This is a genomic window from Winogradskyella ludwigii, assembly GCF_013403985.1.
GTDB classification, from domain to species: Bacteria; Bacteroidota; Bacteroidia; order Flavobacteriales; family Flavobacteriaceae; genus Winogradskyella; species Winogradskyella ludwigii.
Genome location: NZ_JABFDF010000001.1, coordinates 345,294 through 366,742, shown reverse-complemented (window position 1 = coordinate 366,742; position 21,449 = coordinate 345,294). Strand labels below are relative to the sequence as shown.

Annotated in this window: 19 protein-coding genes; 10 read left to right on the top strand and 9 right to left on the bottom strand. The window is 33.1% G+C overall.

Features of this window, described 5'->3' with window-relative positions:
* The first annotated feature begins 23 nt into the window (after positions 1-23).
* From HM981_RS01570 to HM981_RS01555, 4 genes are all read left to right on the top strand, one after another.
* Positions 24-437 carry an HYC_CC_PP family protein gene (locus HM981_RS01570; protein WP_179336829.1) on the top strand — a complete coding sequence of 138 codons (414 nt, stop codon included), beginning with the start codon at positions 24-26 and terminating at the stop codon, positions 435-437.
* A gap of 74 nt (positions 438-511) precedes the next feature.
* Positions 512-2,749, top strand: coding sequence for a TonB-dependent receptor (locus HM981_RS01565; RefSeq protein ID WP_179336828.1), 2,238 nt, complete (start codon positions 512-514; stop codon positions 2,747-2,749).
* Positions 2,750-2,797: 48 nt separating this feature from the next.
* Positions 2,798-3,172 carry a heavy-metal-associated domain-containing protein gene (locus HM981_RS01560; protein WP_179336827.1) on the top strand — a complete coding sequence of 125 codons (375 nt, stop codon included), beginning with the start codon at positions 2,798-2,800 and terminating at the stop codon, positions 3,170-3,172.
* A gap of 152 nt (positions 3,173-3,324) precedes the next feature.
* The gene (locus HM981_RS01555) at positions 3,325-3,891 is read left to right on the top strand and encodes a hypothetical protein (protein ID WP_179336826.1); all 567 of its coding nucleotides are present in this window, start codon (positions 3,325-3,327) and stop codon (positions 3,889-3,891) included.
* Positions 3,892-3,908: 17 nt separating this feature from the next.
* Here the strand turns inward: HM981_RS01555 and HM981_RS01550 are convergent, their stop codons facing one another.
* The 9 genes from HM981_RS01550 to miaB form a co-directional block, all read right to left on the bottom strand.
* Positions 3,909-4,562 (bottom strand): DUF6090 family protein, encoded by a 654-nt coding sequence (locus HM981_RS01550; protein ID WP_179336825.1) that lies wholly within the window; start codon positions 4,560-4,562, stop codon positions 3,909-3,911.
* Positions 4,563-4,768: 206 nt separating this feature from the next.
* Positions 4,769-6,397 carry a chaperonin GroEL gene (gene groL, locus HM981_RS01545; protein ID WP_179336824.1) on the bottom strand — a complete coding sequence of 543 codons (1,629 nt, stop codon included), beginning with the start codon at positions 6,395-6,397 and terminating at the stop codon, positions 4,769-4,771.
* Between the two features lie 118 nt (positions 6,398-6,515).
* Complete coding sequence (locus HM981_RS01540; RefSeq protein ID WP_179336823.1) at positions 6,516-6,791, bottom strand: co-chaperone GroES; 276 nt, start codon at positions 6,789-6,791, stop codon at positions 6,516-6,518.
* 169 nt (positions 6,792-6,960) lie between these two features.
* Positions 6,961-7,305 carry a preprotein translocase subunit SecG gene (secG, locus tag HM981_RS01535; RefSeq protein ID WP_179336822.1) on the bottom strand — a complete coding sequence of 115 codons (345 nt, stop codon included), beginning with the start codon at positions 7,303-7,305 and terminating at the stop codon, positions 6,961-6,963.
* A 1-nt stretch (position 7,306) separates the two neighbouring features.
* Positions 7,307-8,290, bottom strand: a complete 984-nt coding sequence (locus tag HM981_RS01530; protein WP_179336821.1) for a hypothetical protein — start codon at positions 8,288-8,290, stop codon at positions 7,307-7,309.
* 3 nt (positions 8,291-8,293) lie between these two features.
* Positions 8,294-8,797, bottom strand: a complete 504-nt coding sequence (locus tag HM981_RS01525) for an LptE family protein (protein ID WP_179336820.1) — start codon at positions 8,795-8,797, stop codon at positions 8,294-8,296.
* 77 nt (positions 8,798-8,874) lie between these two features.
* Positions 8,875-10,140 carry a sigma 54-interacting transcriptional regulator gene (locus HM981_RS01520; protein ID WP_179336819.1) on the bottom strand — a complete coding sequence of 422 codons (1,266 nt, stop codon included), beginning with the start codon at positions 10,138-10,140 and terminating at the stop codon, positions 8,875-8,877.
* Positions 10,141-10,143: 3 nt separating this feature from the next.
* Positions 10,144-11,076 (bottom strand): hypothetical protein, encoded by a 933-nt coding sequence (locus HM981_RS01515; protein ID WP_179336818.1) that lies wholly within the window; start codon positions 11,074-11,076, stop codon positions 10,144-10,146.
* A gap of 51 nt (positions 11,077-11,127) precedes the next feature.
* Positions 11,128-12,573 (bottom strand): tRNA (N6-isopentenyl adenosine(37)-C2)-methylthiotransferase MiaB, encoded by a 1,446-nt coding sequence (gene miaB, locus HM981_RS01510; RefSeq protein ID WP_179336817.1) that lies wholly within the window; start codon positions 12,571-12,573, stop codon positions 11,128-11,130.
* Positions 12,574-12,779: 206 nt separating this feature from the next.
* Here miaB and HM981_RS01505 point away from each other — a divergent pair, with 206 nt between their 5' ends.
* The 6 genes from HM981_RS01505 (at position 12,780) to porM (ending at position 21,443) form a co-directional block, all read left to right on the top strand.
* Entirely contained in the window at positions 12,780-13,568 is a 789-nt protein-coding gene (locus tag HM981_RS01505) for a hypothetical protein (protein ID WP_179336816.1), read from the top strand.
* A 291-nt stretch (positions 13,569-13,859) separates the two neighbouring features.
* A complete protein-coding gene (topA, locus tag HM981_RS01500; protein ID WP_179336815.1) occupies positions 13,860-16,403 on the top strand; it encodes a type I DNA topoisomerase in 2,544 nt (847 codons plus the stop codon).
* Between the two features lie 9 nt (positions 16,404-16,412).
* Positions 16,413-17,579, top strand: coding sequence for a formimidoylglutamase (locus HM981_RS01495; protein ID WP_179336814.1), 1,167 nt, complete (start codon positions 16,413-16,415; stop codon positions 17,577-17,579).
* A 164-nt stretch (positions 17,580-17,743) separates the two neighbouring features.
* The gene (gene porK, locus HM981_RS01490; protein WP_449489494.1) at positions 17,744-19,090 is read left to right on the top strand and encodes a type IX secretion system lipoprotein PorK/GldK; all 1,347 of its coding nucleotides are present in this window, start codon (positions 17,744-17,746) and stop codon (positions 19,088-19,090) included.
* 84 nt (positions 19,091-19,174) lie between these two features.
* A complete protein-coding gene (gene porL, locus HM981_RS01485; protein ID WP_179336812.1) occupies positions 19,175-19,810 on the top strand; it encodes a type IX secretion system motor protein PorL/GldL in 636 nt (211 codons plus the stop codon).
* Between the two features lie 52 nt (positions 19,811-19,862).
* Positions 19,863-21,443, top strand: a complete 1,581-nt coding sequence (gene porM, locus HM981_RS01480; protein ID WP_179336811.1) for a type IX secretion system motor protein PorM/GldM — start codon at positions 19,863-19,865, stop codon at positions 21,441-21,443.
* Positions 21,444-21,449: the final 6 nt, after the last annotated feature.

The following is a 21,449-nucleotide window of genomic DNA, read 5'->3' as shown; positions in this document are numbered from 1 at the left end:
CATTAATTTTGTAGCTTTGCATCGTGAAATTTTCATACACATATAAAACTATTTCTATAGCGCTATCATTGTTAGTGCTATTGTCTACATTATCTTTAACTATAGATAAGCATTTTTGTGGAGATGTTTTAATTGATGTGGCCATATTTTCAGAACCAGATAAATGTGCTGATGATGTGGTTAATTTTGATACGTCTGAGACCATAAACAAAACGTGTTGTAAAGACGAAATTGATGTTATTGAAGGTATTAATCAATTAACAATAAATGCTTTTGAAGATTTGGAGCCTGTACTTAAGCAGGTTTTATTTGCATATACGTATTCATATATCAATCTTTTTGAAGAAGTACAAAACTTAAGTATACCTCATAAAGATTACTCACCACCTATACTCATCAAAGACATAGTGCTCTTAGATGAAACTTACCTTATTTGATTTAATTATAACCCTTTACTAAAAAAAGGAAGCACATATTTATGTGTTATTAGTTATACTTATAAATCAAAGAAATGAAAAGAATTTTATTAATAAATATTATGTTCTTGTCGCTAATTACGTCTGCGCAAGATCAATTAAAAGGTATTGTTTTAGAAACAAGCAGTACTAAAGAAATGCCGTTATCTGGCGCAAATGTATACTGGTTAGGCTCATCAATTGGCGCTATAACAAATGAAGATGGTACGTTTTCGTTGCCTTATAAGTTTTCGTATAATGCGTTAGTAATTAGTTATGTTGGTTTTAAAACAGATACACTAACCATTAATGAAAACAAGTACATTAAACATGTGCTTCAGGCTAGTGAAGAGTTAGATGCGGTAGAAATTACATCTCGAAATCAAGCCACCCGAAAATCGTACTTAAAAGCCGCAAATACCTTTACTGTGACTAGTGACGAACTCTTAAAAGCAGCCTGTTGTAATTTGGCAGAGAGCTTTGAAACCAATCCTTCAATAGATGTTAATTTTTCCGATGCTATTTCAGGGTCAAAGCAAATTAAAATGTTAGGTTTAAATTCACCTTATATATTAATTGCAACAGAAAATATACCAGCGATACGTGGTGCTTCTCAAGCTTATGGCTTAAGTTTTATTCCTGGTACTTGGGTAGAAAGTATTCAGATTACAAAAGGTACAGGCAGCGTGGTTAATGGGTTTGAGAGTATTGCAGGTCAAATTAACGCTGAAATGGTTAAACCTTCTACAGACGATAAGTTATTCGTGAACCTCTACGGAGCTTCAAGTGAGCGTTTAGAGTTAAATACCCATATTAATACTGAAGTTTCCGACAAATGGAGCACAGGTTTATACATACATGGTAATACACATCAAGAAAAGCACGATGTAAATAATGATGGTTTTCTAGATATGCCAATCTATAATCAGATTAATGTTATGAACCGTTGGCAATACACTAATCCTGAAAAAGGAGTGGTGAGCTTTATTAATTTAAGATATCTTAATGATGAGAAACAAGCAGGACAACTCAGTTTTGATCCAGATAGAGACAAAGGCACTACTAATTTTTGGGGAAGCGAAATTAATACAGAGCGTTTTGAAGTTACAACAAAATTAGGTTATGTAAATCCAGAAATTCCCTACCAAAGTCTTGGATTTCAAACGGCTTTTAGTCATCATCAACAAGATTCTTATTTCGGGCTAAATATCTATGATATTAAACACAATAGTTTTTACTCCAACTTGGTATATAATTCAATTATATCAGATTCCAGACATAAAATAAAAACAGGATTAAGTGTTACATATGATCATTATGATGAGCTTGTAAATACTACCATCTATGAGCGAACAGAAAATTCCGTAGGTGGATTTTTTGAGTATGCTTTTGATAATTTAGATAAACTATCATTAACAACAGGAGTCCGTGTAGACCAGCATAATAGATTGGGCTTTTTTGTAACGCCTCGTTTGCATGTGCGTTACACACCTTGGGAGAAATCGGCGTTAAGAGCGTCTATAGGAAGAGGAAAGCGTAGTGCTAATATTTTTGCAGAAAATCAGAATATGTTTTCAAGCTCTAGACAGATTAATATTTTAAACTCGAATGGTAAAATTTACGGTTTAGATCCTGAAATAGCTTGGAATTATGGAGTTAGCTATTTGCAAGGTTTTAATTTATTTGACAGGAAAGCAGACGTTACTTTTGATTTTTACCGAACAGATTTTCAGAATCAAGTGGTTGTAGATTGGGAGAATCCATATGAAGTTAATTTTTATAATTTAGAAGGCGATAGTTATGCCAATAGTTTTCAATTTGAATTTAATTATAATGTTTTTGAACATTTTGATTTACGTATGGCTTACAAGTATTATGATATTCAAACGGATTATAATTCTGGTCAATTAGAAAAACCATTAGTACCAAAACATCGTTTGTTTGCAAACACATCTTACGAAACAGAAGTTAGCAGTAATGGTGCACAATGGAAGTTTGATGCCACCTATAATTGGTTAAGTTCTCAGCGTTTTCCAAGTACAGACATAAGTGCTCCTCAATTTCAGGTAGCAGATAGAACACCAACTATAGGAACCTTGAACTTGCAAGTCACTAAAGTGTTTTCTCCAAAATTTGAAGTATATTTAGGAGGCGAGAATGTTACTAACGTGCGCCAAGACAATCCTGTAATTAGTCCAGATAATCCATTTGGTTCAAATTTTGATAGTAATTTTGTGTATGGCCCAATTTATGGAAGTATGTATTATGCAGGATTACGATTTAGAATAAAATAAAGAATGCCTGAGACGACAGGAATAGTATAACTAAAAAGATATAATAATATGAAAACAGTAATTTTAATATTTACGTTGTTAGTAACAACATTAACTTTTGCTCAAAACAAAAATGCAAAGGCAAACATAGAAGTAGATGGTGTTTGCGGTATGTGTAAAGAGCGTATTGAAAAAGCAGCAATTAGAACCAAAGGAGTAAAATCTGCAGTTTGGAATGTAGATACACATGAGTTAAAGTTAATTTATGATGGACGTAAAACAGATGTGAAAACTATTTCTAAAAATGTAGCTGCTGTTGGTCATGATACTAAAGAAATTAAAGCAACAGACGAACAATATCATTCTGTGCATCCATGTTGTTTATATCGCGACGAAGATGTTAAGAATGACCATGCGAAAGAAAAGAAAGAAGACGGAAAATAAGAGTTAATAGAGAAGCCTGAATTTAGATTCAGGCTTTTTTATGTCTTGTTGTCTCATAACTTTAATTGTGTTTTGTTATAGAGGTGGTTTTCTGTAAATTTTGAACGAACTTAGCTGATGATGCTGATAACTAATTATCAAAAATGTAATCCATGAAAAAGACCATTTTTATTCTATTACTTTTAAGTTTTTTAATAGCATGTAAGAGTGAAAAAGTAACCCATCAAGAAATTGTAACTAATTACTATAAGGCTAGAGATGCATTTAATTACAATGCGTTAAAAACAGTTATAGATGATAGTATTACTGTAATAGGAGGGGATTACGTTATGCCTTATAATCAGGATAGTTATTATGAAGAATTTAAGTGGGATTCCATATTTAGAACATCTTATAAAATAGTTGAATTAATAGAGGAAGACGATTGGGTCATGGCAACTGTAGTTTCAAATTCTATTAAATATGAGTTTTTAAAAAACAATCCGCTTACATGTCAATACAGAATATCTTTTAATTCTGATAAGATCTCAAAGATTGAATCATTAGAATGCTTAGGTGTAAATTGGGATATTTGGCAGGAACAAAAAGATACTCTCGTCAGTTGGATTGATAAAAATCACCCTAAACTCGATGGTTTTATTCATGATATGACTATGAATGGAGCGCTAAATTATCTAAAAGCAATAGCGCTTTATAAGGAAGAAAAAGAATCCTTGTAGTTGTATATAAGCAATGTTTATTTTAAAGCAGAATCAATTTCTGCAATTAGAATGTCACAACTTTCAGCATTAAATTTTGTTGCATTTTTCTTTTCGTCAAATGTAGTTAGTAAGGCTCTTACAATGTTTTTCAATTTAATTTCATCTAAAAAAGGATCTTTACCATATTGAATTTGGTCGTAATCTGCATGATTTACAAGATAGTTGCCTAAATAATCTTTAATTAAGCTGGTGTGTCTAATATAAGCATCTGCCATTTCTTCGTAATCAGAATAGTGTTGCTGAATAACTGTTTTTAACTTGAAATCTTCGATCAATTTTAAATCGCCAGAATTAATTAGAGTTTTATAAGTGATACTTTTAGGTCTAAAATTCTCGTATTTGACGATTTCAAATATATTATTTAATAAGCGCATATCTTGGTTCTTTTCAGAATTTAATACAGGAATAATATCTTCGCATATTGCTATTTTTTTATCTATAGCTTTAATATTTTTTTCGAGTTGAATTTTATCTGCTTCTATATCACTTTTAAGATTTGTGAGATATTGATTTTTGAGCTTACTGTCTTTTACGTTTTCGGCACATTTATTCATGCTAAAGGCAATAGAAATTCCTATAATAACAATAATGATTTCTCTTAAGGTGTATTTCCAAGTTGTTTTTGCCATTGTATTGTGAATTAGGTTTCTAAATCTAAGGAATATAATTTAAATTTCGGTTTTAGGCAACGTAAAAGACCTCACAGGTTTCTAAAAGTTGCGAGGTCTAAAAAGAAAAAGCCTCTGATTCTCATCAAAGGCTTTTCAACTTTATAATATTTATACTCACTAATAGTTTTGGTAGCAGTGAGTTCTTTGCTTATCCTTACTGAGGATTACATCATGCCTGGCATACCGCCTCCGCCCATTGGCATAGCAGGTGCATCTTCTTTAATGTCTACTAAAGCACATTCGGTCGTTAAGATCATACCAGCAACAGATGCTGCATTTTCTAAAGCGATACGCGTTACTTTCTTAGGATCAATAATTCCAGCTTTAAGCATATCTACATAAGTTTCAGTTTTAGCATCATAACCAAAGTCTTTTTTGCCTTCTAAAACTTTATTGATAACCACAGAACCTTCACCACCAGCATTTTCTACAATAGTACGTAAAGGAGCTTCAATCGCTTTATTCACGATTTGTACACCAGTTGTTTCATCTAAGTTCTCAGTAGTAATTTTTTCTAAACACTTCTTAGCTCTCACTAAAGCAACTCCACCACCAGCAACAATACCTTCTTCTACTGCAGCACGTGTAGCATGTAAAGCATCATCAACTCTATCTTTCTTTTCTTTCATTTCTACTTCAGAAGCAGCACCAACATAAAGTACAGCAACTCCACCAGCTAATTTAGCTAAACGTTCTTGAAGTTTTTCTTTATCGTAGTCAGAAGTTGTAGTTTCTATCTGAGCCTTAATTTGGTTAACTCTAGCTTTAATATCTTCAGCTTTTCCACTTCCGTTAACAATAGTTGTGTTGTCTTTGTCAATAGTTACCGTTTCTGCAGTACCTAGCATGCTAAGATCTGCATTTTCTAAAGAGAAACCTCTTTCTTCAGAAATAACAACACCACCTGTAAGGATAGCGATATCTTCTAACATTGCTTTACGTCTGTCTCCAAAACCTGGTGCTTTTACAGCAGCGATTTTAAGTCCACCACGTAATTTGTTAACTACTAAAGTTGCTAAAGCTTGTCCGTCTACATCTTCTGCGATGATTAGTAACGGACGACTAGATTGTGCAACTGGTTCTAAGATTGGAAGAATTTCTTGTAAGTTAGAGATTTTCTTATCGAATAATAAAATGTATGGATTCTCTAAATCAGCAATCATTTTATCAGCATCAGTAACAAAGTAAGGAGATAAATAACCTCTGTCAAACTGCATACCTTCAACAACGTCAACGTAAGTTTCCATTCCTTTAGCTTCCTCAACAGTAATTACACCTTCTTTACCAACTTTAGCGAAAGCCTTTGCGATTAAATCACCAATAGTATCGTCATTGTTAGCAGAAATTGCAGCAACTTGCTTTATCTTATCAGAATCGCTACCTACTTTTTGCGTCTGTTTTTCTAAATCTGCAATTATTGAAGCTACAGCTTTATCAATACCACGTTTTAAATCCATTGGATTTGCACCAGCAGCAACGTTTTTAAGACCTTCTTTTACTATTGCTTGCGCTAATACAGTTGCAGTAGTTGTACCATCACCAGCTAAATCGTTAGTTTTAGAAGCCACTTCTTTTACCATTTGAGCTCCCATGTTTTCAAGCTCATCTTCAAGCTCAATCTCTTTTGCTACAGAAACACCATCTTTAGTGACTTGTGGTGCACCAAATGATTTTCCAATAATTACATTACGACCTTTTGGTCCTAACGTTACTTTTACTGCGTTTGCTAAAGCATCAACACCACGTTTAAGTCCGTCGCGTGCTTCAATATCGAATTTTATATGTTTTGCCATTATTTAATTTTTTAACTTTTAGTTTCAGCACTTAGCTTTTAACTAGAAGGTTATAATTTATAAATTGATTTTTTATTTAAAGTGAGCTAAAGGCTAACAGCCAATAACTAAAAGCAATCTAGATAATTGCCAAAATATCGCTTTCACGCATCATTAAATAATCTTTGCCTTCAAGTTTAAGCTCTGTTCCACCATATTTGCCGTAAAGTACAGTATCTCCAACTTTGACAGTAATAGGTTCGTCTTTTGTTCCTTTTCCAGTAGCGACAACAGTTCCTTTTTGAGGTTTTTCTTTTGCATTATCTGGAATAATAATACCTGAAGCCGTTTTTGTTTCAGCCTGCATAGGTTCTACAAGAACACGGTCTGCTAAAGGTTTAATGTTTAAGCCCATTTTGTTATATGTTTTTAGTTGTTTATTAATTTATAATTGGTTTTAGTTCGAAAATTATGCCAAGACATAAAGTCTGACAAAGTTTCAGATGTGTATATCTAAAAGTCAGGCATAAAAAAAAGCCAACTTAAAAAGTTGGCTTGATGTTTTATATTAGGATAACGTTTTGTTATTCTGCAGATGTACCGTCTGTTGTTGCTGCATCGTTTGCTGCAGGTGTAGAAATTGGCATATCTGTAGGTTCGTTAGTATCTAAAGCTTTAGATTCTGTTGTACCTCCTGATCCAAGTGTTAAGTTAGAAGCTAAGATTAAAATAATTAATCCTGTAGCTAAAACCCATGTACTCTTGTCTAAGAAGTCTCCAGTTTTCTTTACTCCACCCATTTGTTGGGTTCCACCACCTCCAAAAGATGAAGAAAGACCTCCGCCTTTAGGGTTCTGTACCATAATTACTACGATTAGTAAAAAGGCAACGATTACTATTAGTCCTAAAAATATTGTAAATGCACTCATTTTATATTGTGTTATTGTCTTTTAATTCTTTTACCAATTTTATTTGGTGTGCAAAGAAACTACTTTTTTCTGGATATTTCAAACTTAAAATTTTGTAAGATTGAATTGCTTTATCGTAGTTTTTTTGTTCTAAATAAATTCGAGCTAATGTTTCGGTCATTAGACTGTCCGAAATAGCATCGTCATTGTTAACTAGTTTTGGTTTTGGTGCGTTGCTAGTAATGGGTTTAATCTTTGGATTCTCAGTTATAAATTTATCTATAATTGCAAGTTTATCTTGCAAAGGAGATGTGAGTTTTTCATCAAAAGCTTTAGTAGTATCTTCTTTTTTTGATTCCACTATAGGTTCCACTTTTATTTCTTCACCTTTTACTTCTTCAATTTCCTCGCGAACAATAGGTTTAAAACTTGTAATTTTTAACCATTCTGAAAATGAATGATTTTCAGTTTTATCAAATTCTAAAGGTTTACCAATGTTTAGTTCCTTTTCTGCTGTTATGTTTTTAACATCTACAGCTATAATAGAATCTTCAATTTTTGGTTTTTTGACTTCTAATTTTGGTTTAGGTAAGGGTTTTACCTCAAACAAACCAGGATCTAAAACACCTTCTGTAGCCTTAATGTGTTGTTTTAAAGCATCATCTATAGTTACACTTTTGTTTACTGAAATATCATCTACAGCGTTAACTTCAATAGATCTTATGTGCTCAATATTTTGTTTGATTTTTTCGGATATTTCATTCTGATTGAAAACAGCCGAAGTAATATAATCGAATAATACACTACGATCTGTAGTATGTGCTGCTGTGACTTTTAAAGCATTATTGTATTTGTAGCTTTCCTTTTGTTTTAAACCTTTAAGGTATAGTGCTCTTAACGGTTGAAAATAAGGATAGTCTTTAATAACCGAAGAGAGTTCTTCAGTTTGAGATGCTGTAACGGCTTCTGGGTGCAGTAATAAATGGGAGAGTTCTCTAAGCTGCATAATTTACCAATCTGCTAATGAAGCGTTAAGAATATCTTGAGTTAATCGTTCTAAAATTTCGTCTAAGGCAGTGTCTTTTACACTTCCAGTAAGTTGATCTGCTGCAGGGTAATCAAAATAGAATGAGAAACGTTTTTCAAAATCTTTTTCTGAATCTTTAGTGTTAATATAACGCACATTAACACTAATAGTTAACCTGTTTTGAGCTGCTGTGTTGTCTGAAGTTGCCGTCATTGGTGAAACACGATATTCAACAATTTCTCCTTCGTAAATAACTTCTCCACCAGAGTTTACTAAACTAGCACTTGTTTGATTAACGATGTAATCTTGAAGAGTGATTGTAAATAATTGGTCTAATCCAGGTTCAATTAAATCGGCATTATTCTGGAAAAAGTTAACTTGAAAGGACTCTGGCATATCCGTAATTCCTGTAAACGAATAATTTACTTTACAGCCAAAAGATAAGAGGCAAATAGCAACTATAAAAAGGTATTTATATGGTTTCATCTAATATGTGTTTGTTCGTTTTGTCTAGATAAACGATTTTTTAAGCTCAATATTCTTACTGCGTTCTTAAACTTATATTAAAGATCAAATTGCTTAATCTTTCTGTACAATGTACGCTCGCTAATACCTAATTCTGCGGCTGCTAATTTACGTTTTCCGCTATGACGTTCTAAAGATTTTTTAATTAATTCTAATTCTTTGTCATGTAATGAAAGTGTTTCCTCTTCTTCAATTTCTTCGGCAAAATGATATTTGTCTTCTAATTCAGAAGTGTCTTCAGTGGTTTCTTCACGATGTTCTCCAAGCGCTAAAACTTCTAAATCTTCAATTGTAGTATCAAATTTTTCCTCTTTATCTTCTCCGTAAATCTTTTCAATTAAATGTTCATTGGCTTTTTGAACATCAGAATCACTTCCTTTTTTCATCAGTTCCATGGTGAGTTTCTTAAGATCGTTTAGATCACTCTTCATGTCAAATAAGACTTTGTATAAGATTTCGCGTTCGCTACTAAAATCACTTTCAGACTTTGTATTATTTACAACAGCTGGTAAATTACTGCCTGTATTTGGTAAATAATGTTGAAGCGTAATACCGTTTATTGTTCGGTTTTGTTCTAATACAGATACTTGTTCTGCTACATTTCGTAATTGACGAATGTTACCATTCCAGCGAAATTTGATGAGTAGATTTACAGCATCGTCTGTTAACTTAATCGTGGGCATTTTATACTTTAATGCAAAATCACTAGCAAATTTTCTAAATAATAAGTGAATATCCTCCTTACGTTCTCTTAATGGAGGTAAGTTAATTTCTACAGTGCTTAATCTGTAATATAAATCTTCTCTGAATTTTTCTTTTTTTATGGCCTCAAACATATTAACGTTTGTTGCAGCTACAATTCTAACATCAGTTTTTTGAACTTTACTAGACCCTACTTTTATAAATTCTCCATTTTCTAAAACACGTAGTAAACGGACTTGAGTTGTTAATGGTAATTCTCCAACTTCATCTAAGAAAATAGTCCCTCCATCTGCAACTTCAAAATAACCAGAACGTGTAGACGTAGCTCCTGTAAATGCTCCTTTTTCATGGCCGAATAATTCACTGTCTATAGTGCCCTCTGGAATGGCACCACAGTTAACAGCAATATATTTACCGTGTTTTCTGTGTGATAATTGATGTATAATCTTAGGGATACTTTCTTTACCTACACCACTTTCTCCTGTAACTAAAACAGAAATGTCCGTTGGTGAGACTTGTATCGCTTTTTCTATAGAACGATTAAGCTTAGCATCGTTACCTATAATTCCAAAACGTTGTTTTATGGCTTGAATAGATTCCATAGTTTAGTTTACAAAATTAAATACTTCATTAAATTCAAAAGATAATTCTGGTCCGAAGTTGTAAGCAATATCACGACTTATAATTCTTCCTGCAGAATTGTACTCTAAATTGAAGTTAAAAACGGTTCCGTTAAATGAAGCTCCGTTCCAGTTGTTTGTTGAAAGAAATTGTGCTATTTGCCCTCCGATTTCATCAGAATAATCATCATTTAAAAAGTTTAATAGATAATTATCACTGTATACTACTTTTAGTGGGTTTAGATTATTGTCAAATTGATAAATTGTGTTACTATCAATTTCTCCGGAGGTTGTGCTGCTTGTAATATTGCCAATAACATTATAAGCTATAGTTTCTAATTGAATAGAAAACTCTCCATCAAACGATTCTTTTTTTATAACACGGTCAGAACCATCTACTGTAAATACGGTAGAAATACTAGATCCAACTTCGATTCTTGTAATAGTGTTTCCGTCATAAGTGAAATTGTATGTATAATCGTCCTCATCATCTTCGTAATAATCATAAGTTATACTTGATATGACACCGTTGGTATAATTTATTAAAGTTTCGTTTGTAGTAACTCCGCTTGTATTAACAGAGATATCACTAACAATTTGACCAGAACCATTACGTTCTATAACTTGATTTTCGTTTTCGGAAGGACTCCCGTTAGCAGATAAAGCATGTGTGCCAGATACAATTTTGTTATTACTAATGGTTAGACTAGAGTTGGTTGTTGTTTCAATTGGAAGTCCAAAAAACACCAAGCTTATTTCTGTATCTAAATTATAAACAGAAAGGGTTAAGTCTGAACTTTCACTAGAACTGCCTCCACCTGTGTTACCTCCACCTTCAATTATAGCAGGATCTAATGGTTCTGTATTACAAGATGTTATGAGAGTTAGCATGAATACTATTAAGGCTAATTTTTTCATCGAAAATTTGTTTTTTGTTCTCATAACCAAAATGAGAATATTAATATAATTTTAATTGTTTTTAGAATAGTCAATCGCTTTTCCAATAAGCGTTGCACTTGTACAATCCGTAATTAGTACATTAACTAAATCTCCAATTTTATAATGTTCTTTAGGGAAAACAGCAACTGTATTATCAGAGGTTCTTCCAGACCATTGTAAGTCCGATTTTTTAGAGGCTTTTTCTATTAGGATCTCAACGGTTTTATTTACGTTTTCACGCGTGTTCATTTCGCTATACTTTCGTTCTAATAGAATAATTTCGCTTAGACGTCTCTTTTTTACTTTTTCAGGGACATCATCTTCCATTTTTCTCCCAGCCATGGTGCCTGGTCTCTCAGAGTAGGTGAACATAAAACCAAAGTTATATTTTACATATTCCATTAATGATAACGTATCCTGATGATCCTCTTCAGTTTCAGTTGGGAATCCAGCAATTAAATCTACGCTTATTGAACATTCCGGAATTATACGTCTAATATTATCTACAAGCTCAAAATATTCTTGACGTGTATGTAAACGATTCATTTCTTTTAGAATCCGATCGCTTCCGCTTTGCACAGGTAAATGGATGTGTTTACATATGTTATCGTATTTTGCCATGGTTTCAATAACATCTAATGTGAAATCTTGTGGATTAGAGGTTGAAAATCGAATTCGCATTTTTGGTTGTGCTTTTGCACATAGCTCTAAAAGATTAGCAAAACTTACAGCAGTGGCTTTTTGAAGCTCAGAAGCGTTGTTAAAATCTTTCTTTAAACCACCTCCGTACCAAAGGTAGCTATCTACGTTTTGTCCTAAAAGTGTAATTTCTTTAAATCCTTTAGACCATAAATCATTAACTTCTTCAATAATACTTTGCGGATCTCTACTGCGTTCTCTTCCACGTGTAAATGGTACAACACAAAATGTACACATGTTATCACAACCTCTTGTAATTGAAACAAAAGCTGTAATTCCATTGGTGTTTAGACGGACAGGAGAAATATCTCCGTATGTTTCTTCTTTAGAAAGTATAACGTTAATAGCATCTCTTCCTTCATCAACTTCAGCAAGGAGATTAGGTAAATCTTTGTACGCATCTGGTCCTACAACTAAATCTACAATTTTTTCTTCCTCTAAAAATTTGGTTTTTAAACGCTCTGCCATACAGCCTAAAACACCCACTTTCATTTTTGGGTTGGTTCGTTTTGCAGCGTTATAATGCTGTAGTCGTTTTCTAACAGTTTGCTCTGCTTTATCTCTAATAGAGCAGGTGTTTACCAATACAAGATCTGCTTCTTCAAGGATTTGTGTAGTGTTAAAACCTTGTTCAGATAGAATAGATGCTACAATTTCACTGTCGCTAAAATTCATGGCGCAACCATAGCTTTCTATAAATAGTTTGCGTTGGTTACCTTCTTTTTTATCTAAAATTAAGGATTTTCCTTGTTTTTCTTCGTCTATAACTTTCTCCATAACATGTTCCGTAAAGTAAGAATTTCATCGTTTTTATAATGCAATCTCCAAATAGGAATGCAAAGGTAATACTATTTTAGAAATTGTGACAAAGTGGCAGTTATAATATTTGATTATACTTTAAAAGGTGTTTGAGCAATGATTTTTTTGAGTATTAACTGAAAATAGATTTCTTTTGGCAATTAAATCAAATTATATCAATAGAAATGAACATCACAGAAATGCAAAACCGTATTCAGAACGCAAGAGTATTGGACTTTGGAACGCTTTTTAATCAATCTGTAGAACTCTTTAAGAAAGTTTGGGTTCAAGGATTAGTCACTTTATTGCTTAATATGGTTTTGGCAATACCAGTAATAATGATAGTTTATATACCATTATTGTTTTTTGGTTTTATGAGTGCTTTAACCGTTGATAGTAGCTATGATTCCTATGGAGACACAGGAATGAGTGTTATAATGGTAATTATAGTTTTAATAGCCTATATTTTTATGGTTGTAGCAATGAGTGCTATTGGATTGGGTTTAAAAGCTGCATTTTATCGCATATGTAAACTTAAAGACCTAGAGCAGCTGGGTAAAGAGGATTATTTTTATTTTTTTAAAAAACCGTATTTGGCCAAAACAATTAAGTTAGGTATGGTATTTACTGGTATTGCTGTTTTAGCAACACTTTTGTGTTTTCTTCCTATTATATATGCTCTTGTTCCTCTTTCGTTTATTGTTACTGTCTATGCTTTTAATCCTGATATGTCTATTTCAGAAATTGTTAAATTAGGTTTTGATCTTGGCCATAAAAAATGGTTAATCTCTTTTGGGCTTATGTTCGTAGCTGGATTTTTAGGAATGATTATTGGCTTTTTAATGTGTGGTTTTGGTGTCTATGTGACCTCTTCATTTGGTCAATTACCAGCCTATTTAATTTATAAAGAGGTTATTGGGTTTGATGATGATAATGAACAGATGAGGCGAATAGAAAATCTTAATACAATTTAACACCATCATTTATGTGGTTTAAATAAAAGGAATCACTGTCAATGTTAAAGGTTTAAAGAAAAGGACTCTTATTCAGTGGCTTTTAGTGTGTATTGGTTCTATTTAATAATTTATACTTTTTACGAATTAAAAATGATTTATAAATATTTATAAACAGTAGGAGTCTTACAAATTGTAAGGCTTTTTCTGTTATTGTTCATATATTGATTACGATAAAATGTACTGTATTTACGACCAAATTAGGATTGTAACTTAATTTTCATATACATTTGTACACGCAAAATTTTAAGAATGTCGAAGAATCTAGTTATTGTTGAGTCACCTGCAAAGGCTAAAACTATTGAAAAATTTTTAGGAAAAGGGTATAAGGTAGAGTCCAGTTTTGGACATATTGCAGATTTACCATCTAAAGAATTAGGAGTAGATGTAGAAGGAGATTTTATGCCTAAGTATCAGATTTCCAAAGACAAAAAGGATGTTGTTAAGAAGCTAAAAGATTTAGCGAAAAAGGCAGACATGGTTTGGTTGGCTAGTGATGAGGATCGCGAAGGAGAGGCGATTGCATGGCATTTAGCAGAAACGCTAAAACTCGATGAGAAAAAGACCAAACGTATTGTATTCCACGAGATTACTAAAACGGCGATTAACAAAGCAATTGAAAATCCACGAACTATAGATTATAACTTAGTAGATGCGCAACAAGCAAGACGTGTTTTAGACCGTATTGTTGGTTACGAATTGTCTCCTGTATTATGGCGAAAAGTTAAAGGAGGCTTATCTGCAGGTAGAGTACAATCTGTTTCTGTACGTTTAATCGTAGAGCGTGAGCGCGATGTACAAGCTTTTAAAGCTAAAGCATCTTATAGAATAGATGCCGAATTTACAACGGAAGGAGGTAATTCATTTAAAGCCAAATTACCAAAGAATTTTAATTCAGAAAAAGAAGCTTTAAAATTCCTAAACGATAATATTGGAGCATCTTATGAAGTTGCTGATTTACAGAAAAAACCAGCAAAAAAATCTGCTGCTGCACCATTTACAACATCAACCCTTCAACAGGAAGCATCACGTAAATTAGGTTTTTCTGTAAGTAGAACCATGACTAATGCACAACGGTTATATGAAGCTGGTTTTATTACCTATATGAGAACAGATAGTGTTAATCTATCTAACGACGCTAAAAAAGGAGCTGAAACAGAAATTATTTCAGCTTATGGATCAGAATACAGTAATCCAAAAAATTATAAAGGAAAATCTAAAGGAGCACAAGAGGCTCACGAAGCGATACGACCTACGGATTTTTCAAATCACACTGTAAATGCAGAACGCGATCAAGCAAGATTGTATGATTTAATATGGAAACGTGCTATTGCTTCACAAATGAGTGATGCTAAATTAGAACGTACAAATCTTAAAGTTCAAATTAACAGTGAGAATAAAGTTAAAGAACAATTTACTGCTAATGGTGAGATTATAACTTTCGAAGGCTTTCTTAAAGTCTATTTAGAAGGTACAGATGATGAAGATGCGGAACAAGAAGGTATTTTGCCAGATTTAAAAGTAGGTGAAGCCCTTCAAAATAAATTTATCACAGCAACAGAACGTTTTACAAGACCACCTGCAAGATTTACAGAAGCTTCTTTGGTAAAGCAATTAGAAGAGTTAGGTATTGGTCGTCCGTCTACATATGCACCAACAATTTCTACGATTCAGAATAGAAACTATGTCGAAAAAGGAACTAATGAAGGTGATGAAAGAAATTACAAACAATTAGTTTTAAAAGATCAAAAAATAACCGACAACGCACTTTCAGAACAAACAGGTTCTAATAAAGGCAAGTTGGTACCTACAGACATAGGAATTATTGTTACTGAGTTTTTAGTTAAGCATTTTGAAAGCATTTTAGATTACAATTTTACAGCGAAAGTTGAAGATCGTTTTGATGACATTGCTGAAGGGAAGCAAGATTGGCGTGAAATGATGAAAGACTTTTATAAAGGCTTCCATCCACAAGTTCAAGATGTACAGGAAAATGCAGAACGCGAATCAGGAGAACGTATATTAGGTACAGATCCCAAAACAGGTCGGACAGTTTTAGTAAGACTTGGTAAATTTGGACCTTTAGTGCAATTAGGTACACCAGACGACGAAGAGGACTCTCAATATGCAAGTTTATCACCAGACCAACAATTAGGTACTATCACTTTTGAAGAGGCTATGGACTTATTTAAGCTTCCAAAAGCACTAGGTCATTATAAAGATGAAGAAGTTGAAGTAAACAATGGGAGATTTGGACCTTATGTAAAGTTTGGTAAAAAATTCGTTTCATTACCTAAAGGTGTAGATCCTTTAAGTGTTGAGTATGATGAAGCTTTAATTTATATAAAGGAGAAAGAATTAGCAGATGCTCCAATATACATGTATAAAGATCTTGAAGTTACAAAAGGTAAAGGACGTTTTGGGCCATTTATAAAATGGAACAATTTATTTATCAATGTAAATAAAAAATACGATTGGGATAACTTATCAGAAGAAGACATTGTTACTCTAGTTGAAGAAAAAATTCAGAAAGAGATAGATAAAGTTATTCATAACTGGGAAGACGCAGGTGTTAGAGTAGAGAAGGCAAGATGGGGAAGACACAACATTATTAAAGGCAAACAAAAATTAGAGTTGGCTAAAACCGTTGATGTCACTAAAATGACATTAGCTAAAGCAGAAGCTTTGCTTGAAAAAAATGCGCCCAAAAAGAAAAAAGCAGTAAAAAAGAAAGCGGTTAAGAAAACTACAGCCAAGAAAACTGCAACAAAGAAGAAAACAACGACAAAAAAGTAATAGTAACTTATGAATTTTAATTTTCTCACGCCTGTATCTGATGCGGTTTTAGCTCACAATGAACTAACAGCGCAGCAAGCGCTAGGAAAAAAAATTAAGATCCATTCACGCCAAAACGGTATTCCAAACTTGGATAACGTTCAAATGGCTATTATTGGAGTAAAAGAAAATAGAAATGACGTCAATTATATTGGTGCTGAGATCAATTTTGACACGATACGTAAAACACTTTATACGTTGTTTCCGGGTAATTGGCACACAACACTTGCAGATCTTGGTGATATAGAACCAGGTGAAACTGTAGAAGATACTTATTTTGCAATACGTACAGCTATTACTGTGTTAGTAGAGAAAAAAATCATTCCAATTGTTATAGGTGGAAGCCAAGATTTAACTTACGCTAATTATAGAGCTTACGATTCTCTTATGCCAATGGTTAATGTTGTAAGTGTAGATTCAAACTTTGATCTAGGTGATGCTAACCTTCCTATTAAAAATAATAGTTATGTTGGTAAAGTAATCGTAGAAGAGCCATATAACCTGTTTAACTATGCTACCATTGGCTATCAAACTTATTTTAATTCTCAAGAAGAGATAGATCTTATAGAAAAATTATATTTTGAAGCGTATCGCCTAGGTGAAATTTCTGGTGATATAAACAAAGTAGAACCTTTAATGCGAGATGCAGATATTGTTTCCGTAGATTTAAAGTCTGTAAGAGCTTCAGAGGTTAGTGATAACCAAAAGTACTCGCCAAATGGTTTTTCTGGCAAGGAGATTTGCGCTATTAGTAGATATGCCGGTATTAGTAATAAAGTATCCTCGTTTGGGATTTATGAATATCATGGATCTAAAAATGATAGTGCTACTGCTATGCTAATGGCTCAAATGATTTGGTATTTTATTGAAGGAGTCAATTGCAGAATGAAAGATGATGATTTTAATAACGAAAAATCATGTCAGAAGTATAATGTTTTGGTTGAGGATGATGAATTAATTTTTTATAAAAGTTTAAAAACTGGACGTTGGTGGATTGAAATTCCATTTTTACCAAATGTTAATAATAAATTAAAAAAGCATACGTTATTACCATGCATGCATTCCGATTATGTGCGCGCTACTCAAGGTGAAACACCAGAGCGTTGGTATAAGGCTTACAGGAAGAATAGCTTTTAAATAAGCACTTTATCGAACTTTAACATTTTTTTTATCGATGAAATGCTTATTTTGAGGGTAAAGTGCAAAAAATATAGAAAAAAAGTTGTTTATTCGGAAATATATAAATATGTTTACGACCTCAAAAATAATAAGGACTAATTTAACCTAGAGTTACTATGAATATTAAGAAGTTTATTTTACTAACCGCAGTACTAATTATGGTAGCCAGTTGTAATTCTGGAGACCGCGGACAATTAGTAGGCGTACAAGGTAAGAAGTGGCATCCGGAAAAGCCCTATGGTATGACGTTAGTTCCAGGTGGAGCTTTTATTATGGGTAAATCAGATGATGATTTAGCTGGAGTACAAGATGCGCCAACTAGAACAGCGACAGTTCGTGCATTTTATATGGACGAGACTGAAATCACAAACAGTGAGTATCGTCAATTCGTAGAATGGGTAAGAGATTCTACTCTAAGGTTAAAATTAGCTGAGATGGCTGACTTAGAAGGGAAGACACCAGGAAGTGGAGATATAGGCGAGTATGCATATGTAGATGCTGAGTCAGAAGAGCTAAACGCTTATGAAAGCTATATGGTTAATACCTATGGTAACGAACAAAGAAAAATTAATCGCGATGCAGAATTACAATTCAGTACGGATGATTATCCAGATGAATTATATGCAGAAGTGATGGATGGTATGTATTTACCATTAGAAGAGTCTTACAACGGACAACGTACTTGGGATGTTAAACAATTTAAATTCCAGTACACTTATATGGATATTCAGAAAGCTGCTAAGAATAGAGATTTAAAGCGTTCTGAAGTAATTATTCAACAAGAAGTTGAGATTTATCCAGATACAACAGCTTGGATTAGAGATTTCGCTTATTCATATAACGAGCCAATGCATAACGATTATTTCTGGCATGATGCTTACGGTGATTATCCTGTTGTAGGTGTGTCTTGGAAACAAGCACAAGCGTTTTGTCAGTGGAGAACTTTATATCATAACAGTGATAGAAAGAAAAGAGGAATGCAGCAAGTAAACTCTTACAGATTGCCATCTGAAGCAGAGTGGGAATATGCTGCTCGTGGTGGCTTGCAAGGAGCAACTTATCCTTGGGGTGGACCTTATACTAAAAATGACAGAGGTTGTTTTATGGCTAACTTTAAACCATTAAGAGGTGATTATGCTGCAGATCAAGCATTATATACTGTAGAAGCAGATTCTTATGATCCTAATGATTTCAACTTGTACAACATGGCAGGTAACGTATCTGAATGGGTAAATGGTTCTTATGATCCTGCATCTTATGAATTTGCATCATCAATTAATCCTAATGTAAATGATCCAGATAACGCACGTAAAGTCGTTAGAGGTGGGTCTTGGAAAGATGTTGCTTATTACTTACAAGTAAGCTCAAGAGATTACGAATATGCAGATTCTGCAAGAAGCTACATTGGTTTTAGAACAGTTCAAGATTATATGGGAACTGAAGTGACTAAAAATGCAGCAACAAACTAATTAAACTTAACTTAAATTAAATATTAATCCAGACTGAGCAAAACTTAACCAAGGCTCCTTCGAAAAACAAAAAAAATTAAAATCATGGCAAAAAAGAAACTATCAACAATGAATATGGTCTATGGACTTGGAGCAGCAATTGTAATTGTAGGTGCATTATTCAAAATTCAACACTGGCCAGGAGGATCCCTTATCCTTACAATTGGTATGATTGTAGAAGCGCTTGTATTTACTATATCTGCATTTGAAAAACAAGGAGATGATTTAGATTGGTCATTAGTATATCCAGAATTAGCTGGTGGTGAATCATTAGGTGGAAAAAAGAAAAGTATTGAAGCGCCTAAAGATGCTGAAGGTTTATTGTCTAAAAAATTAGATAACTTATTAAAAGATGCTAAAATTGATGGTGCGCTTATGGCAAGCTTAGGTGATAGTATTAAGAACTTTGAAGGTGCAGCAAAAGGAATTTCTCCAACTGTTGATTCTATGGCTTCTCAAAAGAAATATAGTGAAGAAATGTCGTTAGCAGCAGCTCAAATGGCTTCTTTAAATAGCCTATACAAAGTACAGGTAGAAAGTGCAAGTCGTCAAGCTACAATTAATGAAGAAGCAGTTGAAAATGCAACTAAATTAAAAGAACAAATGCAATCTTTAGCATCTAACCTTTCATCGTTAAATGGTGTATATGGTGGTATGTTAACTGCAATGAATAAAAACTAATTGGTTTTATAATCGATTTAATTAATTAATTCAAAATTAAAACTAGTTAGAAATGGCAGGAGGAAAACAGTCCGCAAGACAAAAAATGATTAACCTTATGTATCTAGTATTTATTGCGATGATCGCAATGACTGCAAGTAAGGAGATATTATCAGCATTTAGTCTTTTTGATAAGAAATTTGAAAACGCAAATGAATTAGCTGTAAATTCTAATACAACTTTATTAAAGGGTTTAGAAAAACAAGCTGAAGAAAAACCAAATGAATTTGGTGTAACGTATAATAATGCTAAAAAAATCAGTTCTTTATCTGATGAATTTTACACATTTTTAGAGACTCAGAAAAAAATGATTCTAGATAAAGGTGGATATGCAGAAGAATATAAAGAATTAGGCCTATTACCAGCTGAAAAGATGGATAAAGGTACTGTATTAGATGAAGCATGGTTTACAGGAGATCGTTTAACAAAACCAGGAGATGCGTTTGTTGCTAGAATTGAAAAGTACAAATCAGATATTAGAGCCGTTTTAGGTGAAGATGTAGCTTTTAACCCAGCTAAAGAAACTCTAGAAACGCGTTTCACTACAGCTGAAATGAAAAACAAGGAAGGTAAAAGTCAAAGTTGGTTAGAATATAACTTTAAGAGTTTTCCAGCAGTAGCATCATACACGAAGCTTACAGCTATGCAAAATGATATTAAAGCTACTGAAGCTAACCTTTACAATGTGTTTTTAGGTAATACAGTAGATGAAGTAACATCTTTGAAAAACTATACAGCAATTGTAATTCCAGACAAAAATGCTTTTTTCGCAGGTGAAACTTTTACAGGTAGAGTTGTTCTTGGTAAGTATGCTAATGTAATCCCAACAAAATTAAAAGTTGGAGATGATGAATTAGATTTAAATAGAGAAAATGCAATTGACTCTACAGGAGCTGCACGTATCGAATTTAAAGTAGGTAATGTTGGTGAGCATGATATTAAAGGTCAGTTTACTTTTTCTGAAAAAGGTCAAGATTTACCTATCGATTTCACAGGTCAGTACGTAGTAGTGCCAAGACCAAACTCTGCAACAATTTCTGCAGACAAAATGAACGTTGTTTATCGTGGTGTTGCTAACCCAATGACTATCTCTTTTGCAGGTGTACCTGATAATAAAGTAAGAGCTACAGGAGCAGGACTTAAATCTACAGGTAGTGGTAAATATGTAATGAATCCTGGTACAGGTAGAGAAGTTACAATTAATGTTTCTGCAACTTTAGATGATGGAACTCCAGCAAGTGATAAAAAGACGTTTAGAATTAAAGATATTCCAAAGCCTACAGGAACAATTTCTGGTAAGGATGGGGTTGTAAAACTACCTAAACGAAATATTGAAATAGGTACAATTGGAGCTAAGTTAGATGATTTTGTATTTGATTTACCGATCAATGTAACATCGTTTAAAATGAAAGTTCCTGGACAGCCTACAGTTTCTGTTGCTGGTACTAAAATGAATAGCCAAGCAAAATCTGCAATAGGTAAAGCACGTAAAGGTGATGTCGTTCAGATTTTTGATATTCAGGCTAAAATTACAGGAAATGCTAAATACAGATTAAAAGGTGTATCACCTGTATTTGCAGAAGTAACAAACTAATTGATA